The sequence below is a fragment of the Pseudomonas sp. NA-150 genome, assembly GCF_044336365.1.
In the GTDB taxonomy this organism is placed as follows: Bacteria; Pseudomonadota; Gammaproteobacteria; order Pseudomonadales; family Pseudomonadaceae; genus Aquipseudomonas.
In genome coordinates this window covers 5,806,378-5,829,453 of the sequence record NZ_CP172305.1, presented here as the reverse complement: position 1 = coordinate 5,829,453, position 23,076 = coordinate 5,806,378, and the positions used below count along the sequence as shown (strand labels likewise).

At 54.9% G+C, this 23,076-nt stretch carries 13 protein-coding genes; 11 read left to right on the top strand and 2 right to left on the bottom strand.

The genetic code is table 11. The features are described 5' to 3' along the window. The first annotated feature begins 115 nt into the window (after positions 1–115). From ACF0H7_RS27320 to ACF0H7_RS27310, 3 genes are all read left to right on the top strand, one after another. On the top strand, positions 116–1,291 hold the full coding sequence (locus ACF0H7_RS27320; RefSeq protein ID WP_397449934.1) for an efflux RND transporter periplasmic adaptor subunit: 1,176 nt from the start codon (positions 116–118) through the stop codon (positions 1,289–1,291). Positions 1,292–1,466: 175 nt separating this feature from the next. Then, complete coding sequence (locus ACF0H7_RS27315; RefSeq protein ID WP_397449933.1) at positions 1,467–4,652, top strand: efflux RND transporter permease subunit; 3,186 nt, start codon at positions 1,467–1,469, stop codon at positions 4,650–4,652. Positions 4,653–4,666: 14 nt separating this feature from the next. Beyond that, positions 4,667–6,178 carry an efflux transporter outer membrane subunit gene (locus tag ACF0H7_RS27310; protein WP_397449932.1) on the top strand — a complete coding sequence of 504 codons (1,512 nt, stop codon included), beginning with the start codon at positions 4,667–4,669 and terminating at the stop codon, positions 6,176–6,178. 307 nt (positions 6,179–6,485) lie between these two features. Here ACF0H7_RS27310 and ACF0H7_RS27305 read toward each other — a convergent pair whose 3' ends face one another. Then, complete coding sequence (locus ACF0H7_RS27305; RefSeq protein ID WP_177021586.1) at positions 6,486–6,986, bottom strand: GNAT family N-acetyltransferase; 501 nt, start codon at positions 6,984–6,986, stop codon at positions 6,486–6,488. A gap of 756 nt (positions 6,987–7,742) precedes the next feature. Between ACF0H7_RS27305 and ACF0H7_RS27300 the strand changes: the two genes are divergently transcribed. The 4 genes from ACF0H7_RS27300 (at position 7,743) to ACF0H7_RS27285 (ending at position 12,408) form a co-directional block, all read left to right on the top strand. Further along, complete coding sequence (locus ACF0H7_RS27300) at positions 7,743–8,474, top strand: SDR family NAD(P)-dependent oxidoreductase (RefSeq protein WP_025110493.1); 732 nt, start codon at positions 7,743–7,745, stop codon at positions 8,472–8,474. Between the two features lie 607 nt (positions 8,475–9,081). Beyond that, positions 9,082–9,720, top strand: coding sequence for a putative natural product biosynthesis protein (locus tag ACF0H7_RS27295; RefSeq protein ID WP_397449931.1), 639 nt, complete (start codon positions 9,082–9,084; stop codon positions 9,718–9,720). After that, entirely contained in the window at positions 9,720–10,133 is a 414-nt protein-coding gene (locus ACF0H7_RS27290) for a DUF2946 domain-containing protein (protein WP_397449930.1), read from the top strand. The genes ACF0H7_RS27295 and ACF0H7_RS27290 overlap by 1 nt, the downstream gene beginning before the upstream one ends. Before the next feature lie 97 nt (positions 10,134–10,230). Further along, complete coding sequence (locus tag ACF0H7_RS27285) at positions 10,231–12,408, top strand: TonB-dependent siderophore receptor (RefSeq protein ID WP_397449929.1); 2,178 nt, start codon at positions 10,231–10,233, stop codon at positions 12,406–12,408. An 87-nt stretch (positions 12,409–12,495) separates the two neighbouring features. Here ACF0H7_RS27285 and ACF0H7_RS27280 read toward each other — a convergent pair whose 3' ends face one another. Beyond that, positions 12,496–12,783: a cytochrome c5 family protein gene (locus ACF0H7_RS27280; protein WP_047335651.1), complete on the bottom strand. Its 288-nt coding sequence runs from the start codon at positions 12,781–12,783 to the stop codon at positions 12,496–12,498. Positions 12,784–13,666: 883 nt separating this feature from the next. On the opposite strand from ACF0H7_RS27280, the gene ACF0H7_RS27275 reads away from it, so the two are divergent. From ACF0H7_RS27275 to ACF0H7_RS27260, 4 genes are read left to right on the top strand one after another with little or no spacing between them, the layout of a single operon-like run. After that, positions 13,667–16,531 carry a DEAD/DEAH box helicase gene (locus ACF0H7_RS27275; RefSeq protein WP_397449928.1) on the top strand — a complete coding sequence of 955 codons (2,865 nt, stop codon included), beginning with the start codon at positions 13,667–13,669 and terminating at the stop codon, positions 16,529–16,531. Between the two features lie 13 nt (positions 16,532–16,544). Further along, positions 16,545–21,464, top strand: coding sequence for an Eco57I restriction-modification methylase domain-containing protein (locus ACF0H7_RS27270; protein ID WP_397449927.1), 4,920 nt, complete (start codon positions 16,545–16,547; stop codon positions 21,462–21,464). After that, the gene (locus ACF0H7_RS27265; RefSeq protein WP_397449926.1) at positions 21,457–22,566 is read left to right on the top strand and encodes a hypothetical protein; all 1,110 of its coding nucleotides are present in this window, start codon (positions 21,457–21,459) and stop codon (positions 22,564–22,566) included. The genes ACF0H7_RS27270 and ACF0H7_RS27265 overlap by 8 nt, the downstream gene beginning before the upstream one ends. Before the next feature lie 56 nt (positions 22,567–22,622). After that, positions 22,623–23,072 carry a DUF262 domain-containing protein gene (locus tag ACF0H7_RS27260; protein ID WP_397449925.1) on the top strand — a complete coding sequence of 150 codons (450 nt, stop codon included), beginning with the start codon at positions 22,623–22,625 and terminating at the stop codon, positions 23,070–23,072. The last annotated feature ends 4 nt before the right edge of the window (positions 23,073–23,076 follow it).

Below are 23,076 nucleotides of genomic sequence, written 5' to 3'. Positions count from 1 at the left end.
GAAGCAAAAAACTTGGCTCCCAAGAAGCGCCATTTCATATTTCATGCGAATTAGCCATCGGAAGTTGGCATTCACACAACAGTCAAGCTAGAACAGGATTAACTTCGGAGTAACCATGAGCGCTAATTCCAAACCCCGCACCAGGCTGGCACTTTATTCGGCAGGCATACTTTTTATTTCGGGAGTCATTGCCTTTGGGGTGGTCGATAACTCAGAGAAAGCTGTAGCACAGGAAGGCCCGCTCCCAATCCAAGAGGTAGATGTCGCGGTCGTTAAAAGAGAAACCGTTACCGACTGGCAAATCTATTCTGGCCGATTAGCAGCGGTGGAAAAAGTTGAGATTAGGCCGCTGGTGGCAGGAACCATAACGGACGTCAACATACATGACGGCCAATTGGTTAAAAAAGGGGACACTCTGTTCATCATCGATCCACGTCCTTACCAAGCACAAGTCGAACGAGCTAAAGGGCAGGTTGCGGCAGCTCAGGCTCGCGCCGCGTACACGAAAAGCGACTGGGAGAGGGCACAGCGCCTAATTACCGAAAATGCGATCGCAAAACGTGACTACGATGAAAAAAACAACGCAGCATTGGAGGCCAGTGCCAATCTTAAAACTGCTGAAGCGGCGCTGGATGCAGCTAAAATTGATCTCGGCCATACCCAGATTACAGCTCCAATTTCTGGTCGCGTATCGCGGGCAGAAATAACGCGTGGAAACATTGTAAACGCCGGGGCAGGCGCCGCGCCTTTAACGATGCTTGTCTCTGTGAACCCCATTTATGCAGAGTTCAACGCTGATGAGCAGACTTATCTTAAGTACATCAACAGACTCGGCAATAAAGGGAATGTCCCGGTTGATCTAGGACTTGCAGATGAGACAGGGTATTCGCGCCGGGGAGTCATCCAATCCGTAGACAATGAACTCGACACTACCTCAGGCACTATCCGCATGCGTGCACGGTTTGACAACTCTGATGGCACCATGGTTCCGGGGCTTTATGCGCGTGTGAAAGTGGGCGGCAGTGAACCATACGCGGCCCTTCTTATTGATGATGCGGCAATTGGCACCGATCAAGATAAGCGATTTGTCTTGGTCGTGGGAAAGGATGACCATATTGTTTATCGCCCGGTAGCGCTGGGGAATCTACAAGGCAATGATCGAATTATCACGTCCGGACTCGAAGAGGGCGAGCGGGTGGTGGTAGGCGGTATTCAGCGAGTCCGTCCAGGGGAGCAGGTTCTAGGGAAGATAATTCCCCAAAGTGACGCTCAGGCTAGAAACGCTCACTGACCCACGACAGCACTAACTAGAATTCACTAATAAACAACGAATGCCCCTCAGGTACGTACGATTTATTGGTCCGCGCATTGATTATAAAACAGAGTGCATCCTTAAGCGTCCTGTTGTCTTTTTAACCTTCAAGCAGCGCTGAGAGTAAGTAGCCGCCTCACTTAAAGAGTCATTAATGAACATATCAAAGTTCTTCATTGATCGTCCGATCTTTGCGGGCGTACTATCCGTGGTGATCCTGCTTGCAGGGTTGATAGCAATATTTAAATTGCCGATTTCTGAGTATCCAGAGGTCGTTCCACCCTCGGTCACAATCAGCGCACAGTACCCTGGAGCGAACCCCAAAGTCATTGCCGAGACAGTTGCTGCGCCGCTTGAGGAAAAAATCAACGGCGTTGAGAATATGCTGTACATGCAGTCTCAAGCGAACAGTGACGGTAACCTGACCATCACTGTAACTTTCGCATTAGGAACTGACCCGGACTTGGCTACCCAGTTGGTACAGAACCGAGTCAATCAAGCATTGCCACGACTGCCCGAAGATGTACAACGATTGGGTGTTACTACGCTCAAAAGCTCTTCTTCATTAGTTCTTTTTCTGCACCTCGTTTCACCGAATGATCGGTACGACACAACGTATTTGAGAAACTACGGCCTACGGAACGTCAAAACGCGCTTTGAGCGGATACCTGGCGTTGGCCGTGTGGATATGTGGGGGGCAGGTGACTACGCAATGCGTGTGTGGCTCGATCCGCAGAAGGTGGCACAGCGTAATCTCACCGCCTCGGAGATTGTCACTTCCATCCAAGAACAGAACATCCAGGTTGCTGCGGGCGCCGTTGGTGCTGCGCCTTCTTCGCCGGGTACTGCAGTACAGCTGACAATCAATGCCCAGGGTCGCTTGAAGACCGTCGACGAGTTCCGCGACATCGTTCTCAAATCTAGCCCGAATGGCGCAGTTACTCATCTGCGGGATGTCGCCCGAGTCGAACTCTCTGCGGCTGAATACGGATTGCGTGCGCTGCTGGACAACAAACCCGCCGTCTCCCTCGCCATCTACCAATTGCCTGGCGCTAACGCGCTGGAGATCTCTGATCAAATCCGCGCTGCACTCAAAGATCTCAGCGCTGATTTCCCTCCAGGCCTGGATTACAGGCTTATCTACGACCCCACTCGCTTCGTGAAGTCGAGCATTCAGGCGGTTATAGAAACACTGCTCGAAGCCATCGCACTGGTGGTCGTGGTCGTCATTGTGTTCCTCCAATCATGGCGTACAGCAATCATCCCTTTGATCGCTGTACCGGTATCCATCATCGGTACCTTTGCGCTATTGCTGGCCTTCGGCTTCTCGATCAATGCCCTGTCGCTTTTCGGAATGGTGTTAGCCATTGGTATCGTCGTTGACGATGCCATCGTTGTGGTTGAAAACGTGGAGAGGAACATAGCCAGCGGTCTGACCCCGAGGGACGCCACGTATAAAGCCATGCGAGAGGTCAGCGGCCCCATCATTGCCATCGCACTCACGTTGGTTGCTGTGTTTGTACCGTTGGCATTTATGAGCGGTCTCACGGGCCAGTTCTACAAGCAGTTTGCGATGACAATTGCGATCTCTACAGTGATCTCTGCTTTCAACTCACTCACGCTCTCTCCAGCCCTCAGCGCACTACTTTTGCGTAGCCACGACGCTAAGCAAGACGCCTTAACACGGGTGATGAATAAGCTACTGGGCGGTTTTTTTCGAGCATTCAACAAGGTTTTTAATCGTGGCTCGGAGCAATACTCGAAAGGCGTAACAGGCATCCTTAAGCGCAAGGGCAGCATGCTGGTTGTTTATGTGGTTCTTCTGGGTCTCACGGCGGTTATGGGGAACGTTGTGCCTGCTGGGTTTATTCCCATGCAGGACAAGGAGTACTTGGTCACCATCGCCCAGCTTCCCAATGGCGCCTCTCTTGACCGTACGGAAGAAGTGATTCGCCAGATGAGCGAAATAGTCATGAAGCAGCCGGGCGCAGCTCACGCAGTCGGCTTCCCTGGCATGTCCGTTAACGGATTCATGAACAGTTCTAGCGCAGGGATTGTCTTTGTCCCCCTCAAGCCTCTCAGCGAGCGTACATCGAAAGATGAGTCCGCCGCGGCCATCGTCGCATCCCTTAACCAAAAGTTCGCCAGTATCAAAGGAGCCTATGTCGCAGCCTTTCCACCGCCTCCAATACTCGGGCTTGGCACACTGGGTGGCTTCAAAATGCAGCTGGAAGACCAAGGTAGCCTCGGGTATGAGGAGCTTAACAAGGCCGCTCAAGCATTCATGGCCAAGGCTGCAGTGACCCCGGAGCTTGGTGGGTCACTGACTAACTATCAGATCAACTTCCCGCAGCTAAACGTCGAGCTAGACCGTGTGAAAGCCAAACAGCTGGGCGTGTCTGTTACGGATGTATTCAAGACCATGCAGGTATACCTTGGCTCTTTGTATGTGAATGACTTCAACAGTTTTGGCCGTGTATACCAGGTACGAGTGCAGGCCGACGCACCGTTTCGTCAGCGAGCAGATGACATCCTTCAGCTGAAAACCAGAAACGACCGTGGAGAAATGGTGCCCCTATCGTCTCTGGTTCGTATCACCCCAACCTACGGTCCGGACATGGTGGTTCGGTATAACGGCTACACCGCAGCGGATATTAACGGCGGCCCAGCGCCGGGCTATTCGTCTGGCCAGGCCCAAGCAGCAGCAGAGCGCATTGCAGCCGAGGTGTTGCCTCAAGGCGTAAAATTCGAGTGGACTGAGCTGACTTACCAAAAGGTTTTGGCAGGTAATGCCGGTATGTGGGTCTTCCCTGTCAGCGTCCTGCTCGTATTCCTCGTACTGGCTGCACTGTACGAAAGCTTGACCCTCCCTTTAGCGGTAATCCTGATCGTTCCCATGAGCATCTTGTGCGCACTCACGGGGGTGTGGCTCACGCAGGGAGACAACAACATCTTTACCCAGATCGGGTTGATGGTATTGGTCGCATTGGCTTCCAAAAACGCCATCTTGATAGTCGAGTTCGCCAGAGAACTAGAGCACGACGGGTACACGCCGCTGACGGCAGCCATTGAAGCGAGCCGCTTGCGTCTCCGACCAATTCTCATGACTTCGATCGCCTTCATCATGGGCGTTGTTCCACTGGTGTTTTCCACTGGTGCGGGCTCAGAAATGCGCCAAGCCATGGGGATCTCGGTGTTTTTCGGCATGTTGGGCGTGACCCTGTTCGGTCTCGCACTGACACCTGTCTTCTACGTGGTCCTGCGTACGCTGGCAGGTGGCAAAGTACACGTGGCTCAAAAAGACGCGCCTCACCTGACAACGGAAGCATTGGACGCATGATCGGAGCCAAACGAATGATCCAATTACCCAAAAAGTCTATTTTTGGACTGCTAACTTCCTCAGCGCTGCTATCGCTTCTATCAGCATGCTCTGTGGAGCCGACATACAACCGCCCCGACGTCCCGACTCCGCAGGCGTTCAAGGAAGCTTCGGCTGAACAGAAGCAAGCATCATTGCCCAAAGATAGCGCCTGGAAAAACGCTGAACCGGCCGATGCCGAGCATCGTGGGGAATGGTGGCTAGTCTTTGGCGATCCGGTGCTAAACGACCTGGAGCGGCAAGCCGCAGAGGCTAATCAGAATCTGAAGGCGGCTGCCGCACGAGTCCAGCAATCGAGAGCCTTGACCCAATCAGCCCGAGCGGGATGGTTCCCGTCCCTAGATGCGGGATTTGGTCCTACGCGTGAACGCCTGTCTCCTGCCTCACAATTGTTGTCTGACGATGCGAGTGGGTCCACGCAGACTCTTTGGCGGGCGCAGGCGACGGCCTCTTACGAGGTAGACCTGTTCGGGAAGGTGGATTCACAAGTGAACACTGCGCTCGCTAATCAAGCACAGAACGAGGCGCTGTATCGTTCTGTGCTGTTAGCCCTCCAAGCTGATGTGGCTAAAAATTATTTCGAGCTGCGTGAGTACGACAACCAACTTCGACTATTTCGTCGCACGGTCACCCTGCGTGAAAACACCCTGAAATTAGTAGAGGGGCGATTCAAAGAAGGTGACATAAGCGAACTTGACCTCTCGCGAGCGCGCAACGAACTATCGACCGCGAGGGCGGACTCGGTAGGGATCGCACGGCTGCGTGCGACGTCAGAACATAGTCTTGCAGTGTTGTTGGGTAAGTCTCCTGCCGACTTCGACTTCCCTGACTCACCTATAGAGCCCATCGCGACCCAAGTGCCTATCGGGTTACCATCGGCCCTACTGGAGCGCCGTCCAGATATTGCTGCCGCCGAGAGAGCTATGGCCGCGGCTAATGCACAAATCGGATTGGCGAAATCAGCATTTTTCCCGCGGCTTAACATAAATGCCTCCGCCGGCTTCGAGTCGTCATCGCTGGGGAATCTGTTCGACTGGTCGACTCGGTCTTTTCTACTAGGCCCCCTTGCGGGAACGGCGCTGACGTTACCGATATTTGATGGTGGTCGGAGGAAAGCAGATCTCGCCTCTGCAAGGGCTCGATACGACGAGCAGGTTGCGAAGTATCGGGAGCAAGTATTGGTGGCCTTTAGAGAGGTAGAAGACAACCTTGCAGATCTGAGGTTGCTCGATGATCAGAAAGGTAATCAAAGCGAAGCTGTTGCAGCATCAATACGGACAGAGCGACTTTCTAAAACTCAGTATGAAGAGGGGCAAATTAGCTATTTGGAAGTTATCGATGCTCAGCGCCAGGTCTTACAAACCGAACTGCAACTGAGCCGTCTGACGGGCACTCAGGCCATTGCAACGGTGAGCCTGATTAGAGCCTTAGGTGGGGGATGGGACCGAGCCGACGCTAACATTGCCTCCAATGGGCGTAAGCGGTGATCACGCAGCCTGAACGGCTTTGAATTGCTCATAAAAAGCGGGTCAAGTTGACCCGCTTTTTATGCTTCAAACCCAACGGAAATTTCCCGGCCAGAGCCAAACCGTAGTAAGCGTCCGCTCAACACTTGCCTAATTAGACGGGTGCCTACCTGTCGCAAGGTTGCACTCCAGTTGACTACGCGTTTGCATTCGATTTGACCTTCATTGTGAGCGTCCGGCGACCTGACCTAGGTACTTGGCACCGATCGCCAGAATGCAGGAGTCTCGCAATCTGTTTTCCCGGAACGCTTACGCAAAAATCGCAACCCTACAGTTTACGTACCATCACCAAGTCTCGGTGGACATCATCGCCGCATTGAAAACTGGTTTCTCCTACTGTCAAAAATCCATTACGTTGGTAGAAGCTTATTGCGCGGGCATTCTGATCATTCACCGTGAGCCGGATACGATCTGAAATACCAACAAGCGTTGCAGTTAAGAGGAACTGTGCGGCACCGGTTCCATGGTGTTTTGAATCGACATAGCATCGCTTCAACTCAGGGATGCCATCCGCCAGTGGGATGTTTAATCGATCTGGTTTGTAGTCGACCAAACTGAAACCCACAATATCTCCGGCTTTCTCCAACACTCGCACCTCCTGGCTTGACGTATCCAGCGCGATCTGAAAACAACGCGCGGTCAGATTTTCGCTGATGTAGCGCTCCAATTCTTCTGCTGGAGTATCTGCTGGGCACGCCAGTGAAAAGGTAGCCTTTGCGATTCTACTCATGCCCTCAGAGTCACCCATTATCGCTGGACGCACACGCATTCATCGCTCCTTGGATTGGTAGATATTAGCGCGTACCGACGACTGAGGAGGCAGCTACGCAAATCAAGTGTTACGAAATGAGCCTATGGAATGCAAGCCTGTCGAGAGCCCATGAGCGCGAATAATGACCAAACAAGGAGCCTCGGCGGGACTACAACAGAGCTGTGAGGTCAGTTCGTATGCGTCCGCCGAAGTCACGTTGCATGACTAAGCAGATATGCGCCGCCGATCCTCATCGCTCATATCCCGGGCGAGTAGCTCAACTTCGTACAACCCGCCAATCGACTGCAGTGCCTAACAAACCGCAGCCAGCCGGGACCGGTCTTGGACCCTTCGCGAACTTACGATTCTGGGCTAAGGCCCCAGCTCCCCGAAGCAGCGATTCTTGACGGAAGAAACCTGCAGTTTGGTCCCGCCGTAAGTGGGCCATCCCGTGACCGGTAATGAGGGAAAAATGTCGTTTCCGCCTCCTGTAGTCAGACGTAGAGTCGAACGTTCGAACGGTAAGATTGACTCATCCTCATCCGGGAGAAGGACGCTCATCACCGTTCAGGCGCTTCAACGCAAGGAAACGAGAAATGGCCAAAAAGTGCTTGGGATCCCAGCGGACCACCCGACGTTTGCAGCGAACAAAAGCGGCTATCAGAGTCATGGCCACTCATGACGCCTGCCAAAAAGCAGCACATTGAAGCTCGCGATTTTTTGACCTAGACCGCTTAAAAACAAAGCGAAACTTTCTAATAGGTAAGTGCATGTATGAGCGAGAAGACATTGTTATTGACCGGTGCCAGTCGTGGCATAGGCCATGCCACCGTCAAACACTTTCAAGCCGCTGGATGGAGGATTTTCACTGCCTCTCGCCAGGACTGGGTCGCTGAATGCCCATGGGCCGAGGGTTTACTCAACCACATTCATCTTGATCTCGAAGATATTGATAGCGTCAGTGACAGCCTGGCGGCCATCAGGGAAAAATTGGGCGGACGCTTGGATGCATTGGTAAACAATGCAGGAGTTTCGCCTAAGGGGCCTGAGGGGACACGCCTTGGTGTTCTGGAGTCCGACTATGCAACCTGGATCAAGGTCTTCAATGTCAATCTGTTTTCTACGGCCCTCCTTGCGCGGGGGCTGTTTGATGAATTGAAAGCTGCAAAAGGCAGCATCATCAACGTTACCTCTATTGCAGGATCCAAGGTGCACCCGTTCGCAGGTGTCGCTTATTCCACATCCAAAGCCGCGCTCTCCGCCTTGACTCGGGAAATGGCCTTTGATTTTGGCCGACATGGCGTAAGGGTCAACGCTATCGCCCCCGGAGAAATCGAAACCTCAATACTATCCGCAGGCACTGCGGAGATCGTTGAACGGCTAGTGCCGATGAACCGGCTGGGCAAACCTGAAGAAGTTGCCTCGCTCGTCTACTTCCTTTGCACCGGTGGCGCTTCTTATGTAAACGGCGCAGAGATTCACGTTAACGGTGGCCAGCATGTCTAACGTTAATGGCCGGATTTGAGAATGTTAAGCCATAGTGAGAAAAAGTCCTGTAGCAGCAGTTTTCAATGTGGTGATTCGGCTTAGTGCATGGGCAGATGATAGTGCTCGAACTTATTGGTGGCGGTCAGTTTGCTCTGCATGCGTCAGCCATAATCCGGCACAGAACATGGACTTCACTGACCGTTCAACCCGTGGTTGGGCCGGTAGTCTTTGCTGCCTAAACTGCCCTACGGCGATGTTGAACATCGCCTTAACTTTTGCCTGACCTCGCTACTGCGAATCGGACAAAAGCCGCGCTCTAGTCTTGAGATGCACTGCAAGGCCCCCTGGATACTCCTGGCCCTCAGCCCATCCTCGAGCTTCCCTTCAGTTGACGCTTACAAGGGGGCCGGCTTGATTTGTCTGCCACCGCTCGTTTTTTGTCGTCCGTTTACGCTAGGTCGTCGCTGCAGCGACTGCCGGTGAGCGCCGTCCAATCGTCTTGTAGAGAAGGCAGTATGTCTCGCGTTATTAATCATTCCGGTTGCAGATCCAGTGCTTCCGAAGGTCTGACTTTCAGTTTTACTGCATTCAATATATCGAAAGCGGCGATGGCATGGAGGCTGGTATGCGCTCTGTAGTCATTCCTTCAGGCGTTTCGCGGCTGGTTAGCAAAACGTCGCGCATAAACAGTCGTGGCGACTTCCTATTGCCGTTTCCAGACTATCCCTGCAACGCACGCAGCTTTGTTCAACTGGATGCCAGATTGCTGCCTTACTGGCATACGTTGTTCGATGTGTGTCCGGGGCTGCTCAAGCTAGATCCACCAGACGGCTTGAACATATTTCGCAGTTTTATGACCTGGGCGTACCGGAATCATCCGTCGCTGAATTGGACTTACTACCTGAGTGTCTGCCGTTGGTTACTCACGTCGACCTATCAGGCGCACATCCACGAAGAACACATTGATGCCTTCATGACTGCGGCAGCGGCCCGGTGGATAAATACTGACGATAGCCAAGCACGAGGACTGGTATTGGCTTGGCAAGGCTCGCCGATGAGGGTGTTTGACTGGAAAGTAGCGCCTCGTTCTATCGCTGGCGTTGACCCTGAAAAAGAGGATTTCCCACCTGCACCCTGGGATTTTTCCTGGTGTCCTCTGACGGGGAAAGGGGGCGCCGGGTTTCGACGCTGGTTGCCTATCCCCGGATACGAGCGGCAGACACAGGTATCGAAGGCTGCGCGTGATGAGCAGAAGTCCTGCTAATGCGTAAGCGTCACATTATCGGAGCATGGCTGAGCCTGTTCGCCATGCTAATGATTTTTGCCGGCCCCCTGATCAGTCAGGGGATCAGCCTTGCCCATGGCAAAAGTCAAACAATGAGCATGGCTGGCATGGAGTGCCACGACATGCTTGGCACGAGCCAGATGTCACACCATGCATCTGCCGGTAAGAGCCATGATCTAGTCGTGTGGGAGAAATGCGGGTACTGCTCTTTGCTGTTCCAGCATCCTGCTCTCGCCGAGTCAAACCTGCCTAGCTTTCGGCTTAATGTTTCACCGTTACAGCTTTTTTCTACTCACTTAATTCCCCAGCAAGCAGCGCCACCGATATTTCTCGGTGCACGAAGCCGGGCACCACCGATTCGACCGTTGAACGTCACATCGACTTTTGGCTGAACGCGCATTGCCGACTCTGCATCGACCGGCTTTTGAGTCCGGTGATGCCGAATTCACCTGCGTATTCAGCTTCACATGACTTTCATCGGAATATCCCATGTCCTTGGACAAGAACGAGCCGCAGTTTTACATTGATCCGTCGCGTCTGCGTTGGCGCCATGCCTTTTGCATGTTTTTGGGGCTAGCATTACCAGTCATTGCCCACCCACAAGCCGGTGCCGTGGATGCACCCCCAACATCCGATCAATCACAGATTTGGACGTTGGAAACCATAAACGTTTCTGGGTCGCGTGAAGGCTACAGCGCACCATCTTCTGCGTCGGCCACGCGCACCGACACGCCCCTGGTCGAAGTCCCGCAATCCGTGCAAATTGTGACGCAAACGATGCTCAAGGAGCAGGAAAGTCATTCGCTTGCTGACGCGCTGGTTAACGTTTCGGGGGTAAGAGCAACCAAGCAGCAAGAGGTACTATTCGCTCAGCCAATCGTGCGCGGTTTTCCGGCGGAGATTTACATAAACGGCTTGCCTGCATTTGGCGGCACGGCAGCGAGCATCGACCCGACCAGTCTCATCGGCACCGAGCGCATCGAGGTACTCAAAGGCCCAACTTCAGCGCTATACGGCGGCGGTATCGGCGCACCACTGGGTGGCTTGATCAACGTGGTTTCCAAACGGCCCGAGGCCGAGCCAAGTGCATTGCTGTCGATGCGCACCGGTAGCTTCGGCACAGAGAATCCTTCGCTGGATCTCAACACACCCATCGGCGACAAGGTCGCCGCACGGATTACCGCCGACTATCAAGAAAACGACAGTTGGATTGATCATGTCAACGGCCATCAGTGGTCGATACAACCAAGCATCGCTTTCCAGCTATCGCCAGAGACTGAGTTGTTACTGCGCGGCCAATACGAGAATCGCAGCCAGGTCGAATATTCCGGCCTGCCAGCCGCTCCAGCATTGAGCGGGCACATTGATCGCAACGCCTTCCCAGGAGCGACCAACGGACAGCCTCACACCACCATCGAGAATCGAACAACCACCGCCGAGTTCACGCATGAGCTTAACGACGACACACTACTGACCGTTGCCGCTCAGTATTACGAGGGCAAAGTTCGTGACTATGGCAGCCTTGTATTTCCGGACCTTCTGGGACCGAATCCTACGACACCCACGGTTTACCCGATATTTAAGCTTTACCTGCCCACGAACATCCGGGAAAGCACGCTGGATACCAACCTAGGCTCCCGAGTCGAATCGCTGGGCGGAGATCATGAGTTGCTGGTTGGTATCAGTTACGACAATACTCACTTCAGCTCGGGGATGTCCGGCATTGAACTCATCGGCGAGCTTGACCTTGCCAATCCGGGATATGGGATTTCCTACGGCGCGACGCCCGAAACAATTGTGTCCCAGACTAACCGTTACGAGACGAAGGCTTTATACGTTCAGGATCAAGCGACCTATGGCCGTTTGCACTTGTTGGGGTCGTTGCGATTGACCCAGCTCGACATCAACCAACAAGAGCAAGGTGTAGATACTTCATATCATCGTGTGACACCACGTTTTGGCATCACTTATGACCTGACCGAAAGTCTTGCGCTCTACGCGGCGTATTCCACCGGTTTCAGGGGGGCGTTCAACTTTACTGGTAACGAGGCGCCCAAGCCTGAGCTGTCTCGCAATTATGAGGCGGGCGTCAAACTGGCGTTCAACGATCTGGGCATTTCTGGCACTCTCGCCATGTTCGAGCAGACGCGTCGTAATGTGTCTACCCCTGATCCTGACCCTACCTACGCGATTCTGGGTTATTCGGTGCAGAGCGGCGAACAACGCGCTCGCGGAGTAGAAGCTGATCTGGTTTGGGAACCGACCCCCGCTCTTTCATTGCTGGGCAACTACGCCTACACCCAGGCAGAAATCACAGAGGACAACTCGATTCCGGTCGGTGACGGACTGCCTCGCGTACCGCGGCACAGCGGTCGCCTCGCAGCCCGCTATCGGATACTTGACGGCGCCGCCAAGGGACTGGGCTTCGGTGCTGGTATTACAGCACTCAGCGCGCGTGAGTTAACCCTACCTAATACGGTATCCGTCCCAGGCTACGCACTGCTGGATGCGCAGACTTCCTACGATTTCGACCGCTACACGATCTCGGTTTCGGCGGTAAACCTGACAGGTCGCAAAGTCTTTGAGACCTATCAATATATGGGCTCTCCAGTGGTACTACCCACTCAACCACGTTCAGCTTACCTGACGCTAACGGCCCGCTTCTAAAGACACCATCATGATCGATATGCCGTCGTTCCGCGGCCGTAGATAAGAGCGGGTGGATGGCAGCAAGCTGCCATCCCTGCCGCAACCTTACTTAGACATCCAAGCAATCACGGCTTTGTAATCTTCTTCGCTACAGTCCATGCACAATCCCCGTGGCGGCATGGCCTTGAAGCCCTCGGTCACGTGCTTGACCAATGCGTCGGTGCCTTGCTCCAAGCGGGGTTTCCAAGCCACTTGATCACCTTTTTTTGGAGCCATGGGTGACTGGCCGTTATGGCACATAGTGCAGGAGCGGTTGAACACCGCTTCAGGCTCTTGGGCGGCATAAGCATTTGAGAGTACGAGTAAACAAACAGCTGCCAACACTTTTTTCACGGTGGACCTCGTTGGGCATTTTTATAATCACGCGATGCCTTTGCAAGGGCGGAGTCAGTCCGTTGCGGATGAGCATTGCCAGTGCATTCACCGCTTGGGAGAAAGCACATCATGAAGGCGTATTGAGTTTAATAAGAGTGTTTTGACACCCCAAGTGCGACAGGCCGCCGCACCAGACAGCCTAATCGTTGAATTGAGGTGCGCCTGAGAGCCAGGCGCGCTATCTGTGGCAGGTTGTCGCAGGTGAGCGCGGCTACGCTTGTGGCTGCGAGGGCACTGCAATGACATGGGGCGAACCTCTCCGGTGGTACGTCATTGCGATTAAGTAGGTCTGAGATTCTCTTAAATCGATCTCAGAATGTAAAATAAGGCGGAAAATCGATATCTTTTAGGCGTTACCAGTCGGCGCCGCATAGATGGCACCCGTTTGACCACGCAAGGTATGTAGGACGGCTACTCCGGCATTTGGCAGGTAGTCACTCCACCGAAAATCGCGCATAAAAATGTCAGATCTGCTATGGGGAATGGTCTGCATCTGTTGGCATAACGGTAGCTTCGAGTCCAGCCGTATGTACTGTATTGCATGGCTCTGCGTGTTGGGATGAGTACGTCTGTCATAACTCATTCGCCCAGTTCGGGGTTAAAAAGCTGGTAAAGTGCCACCCGCCGCATCGCTGTGGTGAAAATCTTAAAGCCGATTGCTCGGGGGCAATATGCGTTGTGTCCTATACCTCGTTATGCCCCTTTGGGTGACATAACTACCCACGCGACAGACGATTAATTCAATATCGATGGCAGTGCCGATCCGGGTAGGCCCATGTGGTGATTGCCTTCCGTTTTCCAGCGCTCGCTGCGCACCTAAAGCCCTGACAAGGATTGCACCATGCAACTGACCCAAGCCCCGGCCCCCGGTGCCCGTGCACTAATCCGCGATGAAGAGTGGATTATCCAGAATGCAGATCAATGTAATCTTGGCGGGTGGCAGCTTTCGTGTATTGGCGTTTCGGAAACCGTACGCAATCGTCATGCTCTTTTCCTCACTCAGCTCGAAGACGTTACCCTGATTGATCCAGCAAAAACTGAGCTGGTGTACGACGACTCGCCCACATTTATCGCTTCGCGCCTGTTTATCGAGGCGCGTCTGCGTCAATCGGCTCTGCAAAACGAATCTGTAGTCATTGGACAGCATGGAGTAATGGATGCGCTGCCGTTTCAGTTGCAGCCTGCTCATCAGGTCTTGCAGCAACTACGCCCGCGCTTGCTCATTGCGGACACAGTAGGCTTGGGTAAAACCCTTGAGGCCGGCATCCTTACCGCCGAGTTGATGCGCAGAGGTAAAGCTCGCCGCATTTTGGTGGTCACTACCAAAAGTATGATGCGCCAGTTTCAGCAGGAGTTCTGGAACCGATTTACTATCCCGCTCACCCGCCTGGACTCAGCAGGTATTCAGCACATTCGTCGTGATATTCCAGCCAATCACAATCCCTTTAACTACTACGACCGCACCATCATCTCGGTCGATACCTTGAAGCGCGACAGCGAGTACCGGCACTACCTGGAAAGCGCCTGGTGGGATCTGATCATCATCGACGAAGCCCACAACGTTTCCTACAAGGGCAATCGCACCCAGAGTAATCGCTTGGCCGAGTTACTCTCGCAACGCTCCGATGCACTGATCTTGCTCACCGCCACACCACACAACGGCAAAAAGGACAGCTTCGCCAGCCTCGTGCGCATGCTCGACCCCACTGTGCTTCCAGTAGGGGCCGATTACACCCGCGAGGATGTCGATCACCTTTTTGTTCGCCGTTTCAAGAAAGACGTGCGCGAGCAGATGAAGCAGGAGTTCCCAGAGCGAGAAGTGTTTCGTTTGGCCTGCGCCGCAACCCCGGCGGAAAACCTCGCCTTCGATGCCCTAGCCGAGCTCAAACTTAATAGCGACGGGACCGGTGCGCGCGACGGTGCCATGTTGTTCCGCACCGTGCTGGAAAAGGCGCTTTTCTCTTCCCCGGCAGCCTGCCTACAAACGCTGAAAGAGCGCATCCGAAAGCTCGAGGTAAAAGACGCACGTCATCCTGATCTTGAGGGGCTGCGTAATCTTCAAGTTTTGGTACAGGCCATCAGTGTCGACAAATTCAGCAAATTCCAGCACCTCATCAGCCAGCTCAAACAAGGTCAGCACTGGCGTTGGGATGGCAAAAATCCAAGTGACCGCCTGGTGATTTTCACCGAGCGGGTGGAAACACTGAAATTCCTCCAGCTAGAGCTACCCAAGGCCCTTGGTTTAAAAGATAACGCCGTAGCCATTCTGCACGGCCAATTGCCTGACCTGGACATCCAGCAAACAGTCGAAGATTTCGGCAAAACCCATTCGCCCCTGCGCCTGCTGATTGCTTCGGATGTAGCCTCCGAAGGTCTTAACTTGCACTACCAAGCTCATCGGCTGATCCACTTCGATATTTCCTGGTCGCTGATGGTGTTCCAGCAGCGCAATGGTCGTGTGGATCGCTATGGTCAACTGCATGCCCCGAAAATCGGCTACCTGCTGACCGAACCTCGCCACGAGAGAGTTCGCGGTGACTTGCGCTACCTGGAAATCCTGATCGACAAGGACGAGCAGGCGGCAAAGAATATCGGCGACCCATCAGCCTTTATGGGGCTATATGACGAGGAGCTGGAAATCGTCGAAGTGGCCAAGGCCATTGAAGGCAACCGCACTGTCGATGAATTCGCCGCGCTACTGGCTGGGGATGATATCGACCCTTTCGAAGCCCTGTGGGGCGCGAACGTGCCCAGCAATGATAGCGTTGCACCCGCCAGCACAGCAGCACTCATGGCGCCGACTGCTGAACTCACCAGTCTGTTTAACGACAGCTACATTTACCTTCGCGATGCCTTGCGTTGGCTGGCACAACAGTCGCCACGCGAACATGCTGCAATCAAAACGGATGATGCCAGCCGCACGCTAAGCTTCCAGCCCAGTCGCGACCTTGCCCAGGTGCTCAAGCGTGATCTGGCCAGCGAAATGTGGCCGACCGATAACACCTTTGCCTTGAGCGCCGATAAGGCTGTGGTTGAAGAGGCCATCAAGCAGGCACGCGACACCAATGCCTGGCCGCAGCTGCACTACCTCTGGGCGCTCAACCCCATTGCCCAGTGGCTCGACTACAAACTTATGGCTCTGTTCCGTCGCCAGCGCGCGCCGCTGCTGCGCGTCGCACAGGGGTTGACCGTAGGCGAAGCCATCGTGCTGGTGCTCGCCCAGGTGCCTAACCGTCGCGGCCAAGCCGTACTGGCCGAGTGGCTCGGTGTGCAGCTCAATGCTGCTGGGCAGGTAGAAGGCGTACTGAGCCTGGCGGAAACACTGCAGCGCACAGGGCTCACCAGCACCGCAAAAGCCCAGGCCAACAATGGCCAGGCGCCCGACAGCCGTGCCCTGCAAAGTGCGCTACCTGCGGTTATTCAGGCTGCTGAGAAACACATCAAACCGATCAAGCAGGCCTTCGATGCCAGCTGTCGCCAGCGTCTTGAGCGCGAGTTGGCTAAGCTGCAAACCTTGCAGCACAAACACAACGAACAGCTGGAAATCGATTTCGCCAAAGGTATCGAACAGGTCATCGCAGCCAAACGTAAACAGAAAGAAAGCGCCACCGCAGACCTGTTCAGCAACTACCAACAATGGATACGCGACACCCTGCAACTGGATGACCGCGCTCAGTTCACAGTTGTCGCCGCACTGATGGCTTAAGGAAGAATACAGCATGAGTTTTGCCATCACCGGCCTCACCAATGCCAACGAGTTTTACAGCCAGCACTACCTGGATGAGATCCTCGAAAAAGACCTCAAGACGCTGTTTGACCAGTGGAAAGAGCAGGGCGCGCAAAGCCCCGTCGCTCGTCTGCGCACTGCTGCGGGGGCTAATGGTTACTTCCGTGCCCGCGAGCGCTTTCTGAGTGAGCGCAAAACCAGCGAGCGCGCCAGCCTGTTTATTGACCTAGTGCAGCCACTTCTCGCCGCTCTGGGTTACGAGCTAGCGCCGCAGAGCCTGACGTTGGCCGAAGGCGAATTGCCGGTGTTCGCGGTGTATCGCGATGCCAAACATCAGCCGCTTTTGGTCATTGCGGCAGCTATTGCCAATGCGGAAGACGACGACAGCAGCCCGTTGCAATTGCTTGCGCCAGCGGCCAGTGAGCAAGGCAAAGGTAAATATGCCCACAGCGACTGGGAAGAAACCCTCAGCAAGCGCCTGTTTGCTGATGACCACCCGCCACGCTGGGTGTTGCTGCTGCACCATGAAGAGTGGCTGCTAATCGAGCGCAGCAAATGGGGGCGCAAGGCACTGCTGCGCTTCAACCTGCCGGACCTGTTCGGCCCGCGTGATGACAAGCAGTTCCGCGCTATGGCCGCTCTGCTGGGCAGCCAGTCGGTGCTGCCGGTGGAAGGCGGAGTGGCGCTGCTCGACAGCCTGGACGACAGCTCGCACAAGCATGCCTTTGAGGTATCCACTGATCTCAAATACGCCCTGCGTGAATGCATTGAGCTGATTGCCAACGAGGCCATCTGGTACAAACGCACTGTGGCCAAAGAGAAGGTGTTCGAGCGTAACGATACTGACTTGGCCGACCAGCTCAGCCGTGAAAGCCTGCGCTACATGTACCGCCTGCTGTTTATGTTCTATATCGAAGCACGGCCCGAGCTGGGCTATGCGCCCATCGATGCCGAGGCCTACCTCAAGGGCTACAGCATCGAGCACCTGCGCGAGCTGGAACAAACCCCGCTGACCACCAGCGAAGCCCAGGAAGGTTTCTATTTTCACGACAGCCTCAAGCAGCTCTTTGGCCTGATCTGGCAAGGCTATCCGCGCCGGGATGCCACAGCGAGTCAGCTCGACCTGAGTGGCAGCAATGATGGCTTGCTCGATAACGGCTTCACCATTGCGCCGCTGCAGGGCCACCTGTTTGACCCGACTCGCACGCCGCTGCTGGGTAGCGTCAAACTGCGTAACTCGGTGCTGCAGCAAGTCATTGAGCTAATGTCACTGTCCCGTGGTGGTGGCAAGAGTCGTCGTGGACGTATCAGTTATGGCACCCTCGGAATTAACCAGCTAGGTGCAGTGTACGAATCGTTGCTGTCCTTCCGTGGCTTTTTCGCCGAAGAAGATCTCTACGAAGTACGCCCTGACCCCAAGGGTAAGAAGGCAACTACGGGAGACGAGAGCGAAGAGGACGATTCGAGCGAGAGCGATACGGGCAGCGAGGATGGCCTCGATACCCCTAGCGCTGCCGAGAAGAAAAAAGAAGCCGAGGTCAACCCGCTGGATGCGGCCTACTTTGTACCTGCCAACAGCATCAGCCAGTACACCGACGCTGAACGCCTGTTTGGCGGCAATACCAAGATCCACCCCAAAGGCAGTTTTATCTATCGTCTGGCCGGTCGTGCCCGCGAGAAGTCAGCCAGCTATTACACCCCGGAAGTGTTGACCAAATGCCTGGTGGAACATGCGCTAAAGGAAATCTTGCCCGGTAAAGCAGCAGATGAAATTCTGAAACTCACCGTATGCGAGCCGGCTATGGGCAGCGCGGCGTTCTTGAACGAGGCAGTCAGCCAATTGGCCGAAGCCTATCTGCAAGCCAAACAGAAAGAGCTGGGCCGCACCATCCCGCACGAGCAGTACACCGAAGAAAAGCAGCGGGTGAAGATGTACATCGCCGACAGCAATGTCTTCGGTGTGGACCTTAACCCCATCGCGGTGGAGCTGGCCGAAGTCTCCTTGTGGCTTAACGCCATTTTCAAAGGCAGTCATGTGCCATGGTTTGGCTTGCAACTGTACAACGGTAACTCCCTGGTGGGGGCGCGGCGCGAGTTGTTTAGCACGGCCCAGCTCAGCCCAGGCAAAGGTGAAAACGGTCAGCCCGAACGCGACTGGCGCGCTGCCTCACCACGTGCTTTGCCACTCACACAAGTTCCAGCCGCTACCGATGTGTTCCACTTTTTGCTGCCTGCTGAAGGCATGGGCATGGTCAGCGATAAGGTGGTCAAGGCGCTTGAGCCAGCCGCCTTCGAGCAGTTCAAACAATGGCGCAAAGGTTTTACTGCGCCGCTGAGTCGCGATGAAATCAGACGGGTGCAGGCGCTGAGTGCCGCCACCGAGCAGCTCTGGCAGCAACACGCTCAGGAGCTGGCCCGTGTGCGCGCCGCTACCTGCGATGAACTGCATGTATGGCCCGACTTGGCCGCCAACCGCGCTCCGACTAGCACCGCGCAAAAAGACGCCGCCTATCAACGTGAAATGCTTAGCGAAGCACAGAAAAACGCCAGCCCCTACCGCCGTCTCAAACTGGTGATGGATGCCTGGTGTGCCCTGTGGTTCTGGCCGCTGGATAAAGGCAGCGAGTTGCCCAACCGTGAACACTGGTGGTTTGTGCTGGAAACGGTGCTGCTAGGCAACGCCAGTTTGAGCGGCGCGTCGGCCGATGATCTATTCCCTGAAACCCAGGCGCAGCATGGGCTGGACTTTGCTCCCGAGCGCGACCGTTACGGCCATGTCGATATCGCCGCGCTGATCAATGCTTTGCCGCAATTACAGGTGGCGCAGCAGGTGGCCGGCCAGCAGCACTTTATGCACTGGGCGCTGGAGTTCGCCGATGTGTTCAAGGCCCGTGGTGGCTTTGATGTGATCCTTGGTAATCCACCGTGGATCAAGATCGAGTGGAACGAACAGTCGCTGCTATCGGACTTCGATCCTCGCTTTGCAATCCGCAAGCTCAGTGCTTCAGATGCAGCCAAGCAGCGTGAGGTGGTGTTTACAGCGCTGCAGCAGGCGCGGGCGGATTATCTGGGCGAGTGCGCGGCGACTGAGGGTATGGGGGCATTTCTGAATGCCACGCAGAACTACCCTCTGCTCAAGGGCCAGCAGAGCAACCTGTTCAAGTGCTTTCTGCCGCTGGTATGGCAGATTGGCTGCGGTGTACAAGCGCTAGTGCATCCCGAGGGTGTGTACGACGACCCGAAAGCAGGTGCGCTGCGGGAGGCTATTTACCCAAGGCTACGGCAGCATTATCAATTTCAAAATGAATTTGCGTTATTTGAGGGTACTAACGATCACGGACGAATGCGTTTTGGCCTGCATATCTATGCAGCCCCCCAGCAGGCAGTGCATTTCAAATCGATGGCTAACCTTTTCTGGCCTGCAACGATTGGTGCCAGCCTTGTCCATGCAGGAGGCGGTGCAATTCCTGGAATCAAGCGCGACGAAGGTGGCTGGAGCACTGAAGGCCATGCCAGTCGCGTGATCGAAGTAGATGAAGCTCTGCTGGCAACCTTTGCGCAACTTTACGACGCACCCGGTACTCCAGCATTGCAAGCGCGCCTACCAGCGGTGCATAGCCGCGAGCTCGTAGCAGTGCTTGAGAAATTTGCGCAGACACCACAACGCCTTGGAAACCTGCAGAAAGACTACCTTCCCACAGAGATGTGGCATGAAAGTGGCCGACAAAGAGATGGTACCATTCGCCGCAGCACGGGTTTTGTCGAATCCCACGTCGACTTCGTACTGTCAGGCCCACATTTCTTCGTAGGCAATCCGCTTAACAAAACCCCACGTGCAGTATGCACCCAGAATAGCCATTACGATGTGCTCGACCTTGAAAACCTGCCAGACGATTATCTCCCTCGCAGCAACTATTTACCCGCCTGCGCCCCCGCAGATTACGCTCGCCGCGTGCCGCGAGTTAGCTGGGTGGAAGATGGTGAGCAGGATGCGAGGCCAGTAACGGCATACTGGAGAGTTGCATCGCGTCGAGGTGCGCATCCCGCTGACGAGCGATCAGTCAGGCCGATTCTTATGCCTCCTAAGGTGGCACATATCGACGGAGTGTTTTCTATTACCTTTCGCGATTCAAAGCATACCGTCTCTGCTGCAGGTTACTGGGCATCGCTACCATTCGATTTTTTTGTAAGAGTCTCGGGTAAGAAAGACTTTCGTGACGGCACCGCAAGCCTGATGCCTTTAATGCCGAGAGATTGCGCAATGACGATTCGGGTGTTGGCTCTAAACTGCCTCACCACTCACTACGCCGATCTCTGGCGCGACTGCTGGCAAACCGCATTCCAGCAGGGCTCCTGGGCCAGCAATGACCCACGCCTGCCGCCGCGCTTTTTCGCCGAACTCACTCCCGAATGGCAGCGCAACTGCACCGCGCGCGGCGACTTTACCCGTCGTCAGGCGCTGGTGGAAATTGACGTCCTCGCCGCGCGGGCCCTCGGCCTGACCCTGGACGAACTGCTGACCATCTACCGCGTGCAGTTCCCCGTCATGCGCCAATACGAGCGCGACACTTGGTACGATGCCAGCGGCCGCATCGTCTTCACCGCCAGTAAGGGCTTGGTTGGCGTCGGCCTACCGCGCAAGGCCGGTAAGCGCGATGCCGACTGCACAGTTCGCCTGCCCGATGGCGGTACCAAAACAGGTCGTCTCGGTTGGGAAGACGTGCAGCCTAAGGACGGCCACCCCCAAGTCCCCGACGGCACCCTCATCGAGCGCCCCATCCTCGACGACACTCAACCCGGCGGCCCGATACAACGCACAATCCAATACACCGCCCCTTTCACCCTGGCTGACCGCGAAGCTGACTATCGCGTAGCCTGGGCGCATTTTGCCAAGGAGGCGAATCATGGCTAACCCTGCAGAGAGACTCAGCAAGGCGGATATCGAACGTTTGTTGCCAGAGCTGGCTCAGCGATTTGTCCTCCGGGGGAAGGCTCCCATTGGTGAGCGCAGCGGTTTTGGCGCGGTATGGAAAGCGCTGGATAGCTGGCTAGACCGTGAGGTGGCAGTCAAGATTAGCCACGCCGATCTAAGTGATGAGATCGTGATGTGCCGCGATATTGAGGGGCAGACCGTACGTATCTTCGACTATTACCGGGGAGAGGATGGTTGGAATGGTTATGTCATGGAGTTGCTCGTTAAACCTTGGGTGACGCTGTCTGCCTTCATCAAACAACACAAGTACAAGGCCAACGACCTCCAGCATTACTTTGACTGCTTCGAGATTGTCTATGAAATCCTGCTCGGGCTGGCAGATATTCACGGGCGCCCCTATAGCCGGCAGGGGCGCTATGTGCATGCTGATGTCAAACCGGCCAATCTTTTCTTCCTCTGCCAGCCGAAGAAGCGCGCCAACACGGTGTTTCGCATGCCGACACATGAAGAGATGCTACGGATAATCGACTTGGGCATCAGCACCCCACGCGGCGAACTTAACTTCAGTGGCACTCCGGCGTACGACTATCCGAAGAAGCTGGAAGCCCGAGTTGGGCATGATCTTTATTCACTGGGTATCACCTTTCTGGAGCTGCTGACGGGAAAGCGCCCCGATCATTCGGTGATGGAGCACAAGGCGCGCATTCGCGCTTTTGTCGCCGAGCAATCCTCGGGTAGCCACTTCATTGATGAGCTAGCAATTGAATTGGTCTGCCAATGCGCACGCGCTGCAACACAGCTGCGGATTACGGCCCGTAGCCTGTTGAGCGGTCTAGACAGCCGAATATTCGAGATGAACCCGCTCTACTGGCTGACGCTGCGGGCGATCAACAAGACGCTGACAGACAGCATGAAAAAAGCAGATCTGGCAGTGCATCTGTTTCCGATCTTGGCGCCCTTTTACGGTTGGCAGAACAGGACCTCAGTTCGTATCGAACAGCTCAAAGGCCTGCTGACGGACATGTATGAGCAACAGATGTTGCTGCGTGATGGCGCGAGCCATCGTTATTTCGTGCGCTAGCCGGTAAAGCCTGGATACCAGCACACCGCTGAGCCACCACCATCAGGAAACGGATTTTGGCTACCCTATCCATCGAGCAGTTGTTCACTGGCAAAACCCTGGAAATTCCCGCTCACCAGCGTGACTACGCCTGGACGACCAGCAATATCGGTGACCTGTTCGAGGATATCAAGGAAGCAATGGAGCTGGGCGGTGGCCACCATCTGGGCACCTTTATTTTGTCGCAGACTGGAAAGATGACACCGTTGCAGGTGGTGGATAGTCAACAGCGGCTTACCACACTGACCATTCTGCTCAACGCTTTGGTTAATGCAGTCGATGAGTTGCCCATCAAGGAGCACTCCCACAATACCTACATCACGCATCCCGTAATCCAGGGGCTGGCGGCCAAGAATACTGATACCAACCTAGCCTTTTCCAAGGATGCGATCCTTGCCTGCAGCATGGAGCTCGCCGGGTTCTCAGTGAAAAAATGGTCCCTCACTGAAGCTGATCTTGCCGAGTAAAAAA

Excerpts from the sequence above, each read along its gene's own strand:
- ACF0H7_RS27320 (WP_397449934.1), top strand. The coding sequence starts at position 116 with ATGAGCGCTAATTCCAAACCCCGCACCAGGCTGGCACTTTATTCGGCA.
- ACF0H7_RS27315 (WP_397449933.1), top strand. The coding sequence starts at position 1,467 with ATGAACATATCAAAGTTCTTCATTGATCGTCCGATCTTTGCGGGCGTA.
- ACF0H7_RS27310 (WP_397449932.1), top strand. The coding sequence starts at position 4,667 with ATGATCCAATTACCCAAAAAGTCTATTTTTGGACTGCTAACTTCCTCA.
- ACF0H7_RS27305 (WP_177021586.1), bottom strand. The coding sequence starts at position 6,986 with ATGCGTGTGCGTCCAGCGATAATGGGTGACTCTGAGGGCATGAGTAGA.
- ACF0H7_RS27300 (WP_025110493.1), top strand. The coding sequence starts at position 7,743 with ATGAGCGAGAAGACATTGTTATTGACCGGTGCCAGTCGTGGCATAGGC.
- ACF0H7_RS27295 (WP_397449931.1), top strand. The coding sequence starts at position 9,082 with ATGCGCTCTGTAGTCATTCCTTCAGGCGTTTCGCGGCTGGTTAGCAAA.
- ACF0H7_RS27290 (WP_397449930.1), top strand. The coding sequence starts at position 9,720 with ATGCGTAAGCGTCACATTATCGGAGCATGGCTGAGCCTGTTCGCCATG.
- ACF0H7_RS27285 (WP_397449929.1), top strand. The coding sequence starts at position 10,231 with ATGTCCTTGGACAAGAACGAGCCGCAGTTTTACATTGATCCGTCGCGT.
- ACF0H7_RS27275 (WP_397449928.1), top strand. The coding sequence starts at position 13,667 with ATGCAACTGACCCAAGCCCCGGCCCCCGGTGCCCGTGCACTAATCCGC.
- ACF0H7_RS27270 (WP_397449927.1), top strand. The coding sequence starts at position 16,545 with ATGAGTTTTGCCATCACCGGCCTCACCAATGCCAACGAGTTTTACAGC.
- ACF0H7_RS27265 (WP_397449926.1), top strand. The coding sequence starts at position 21,457 with ATGGCTAACCCTGCAGAGAGACTCAGCAAGGCGGATATCGAACGTTTG.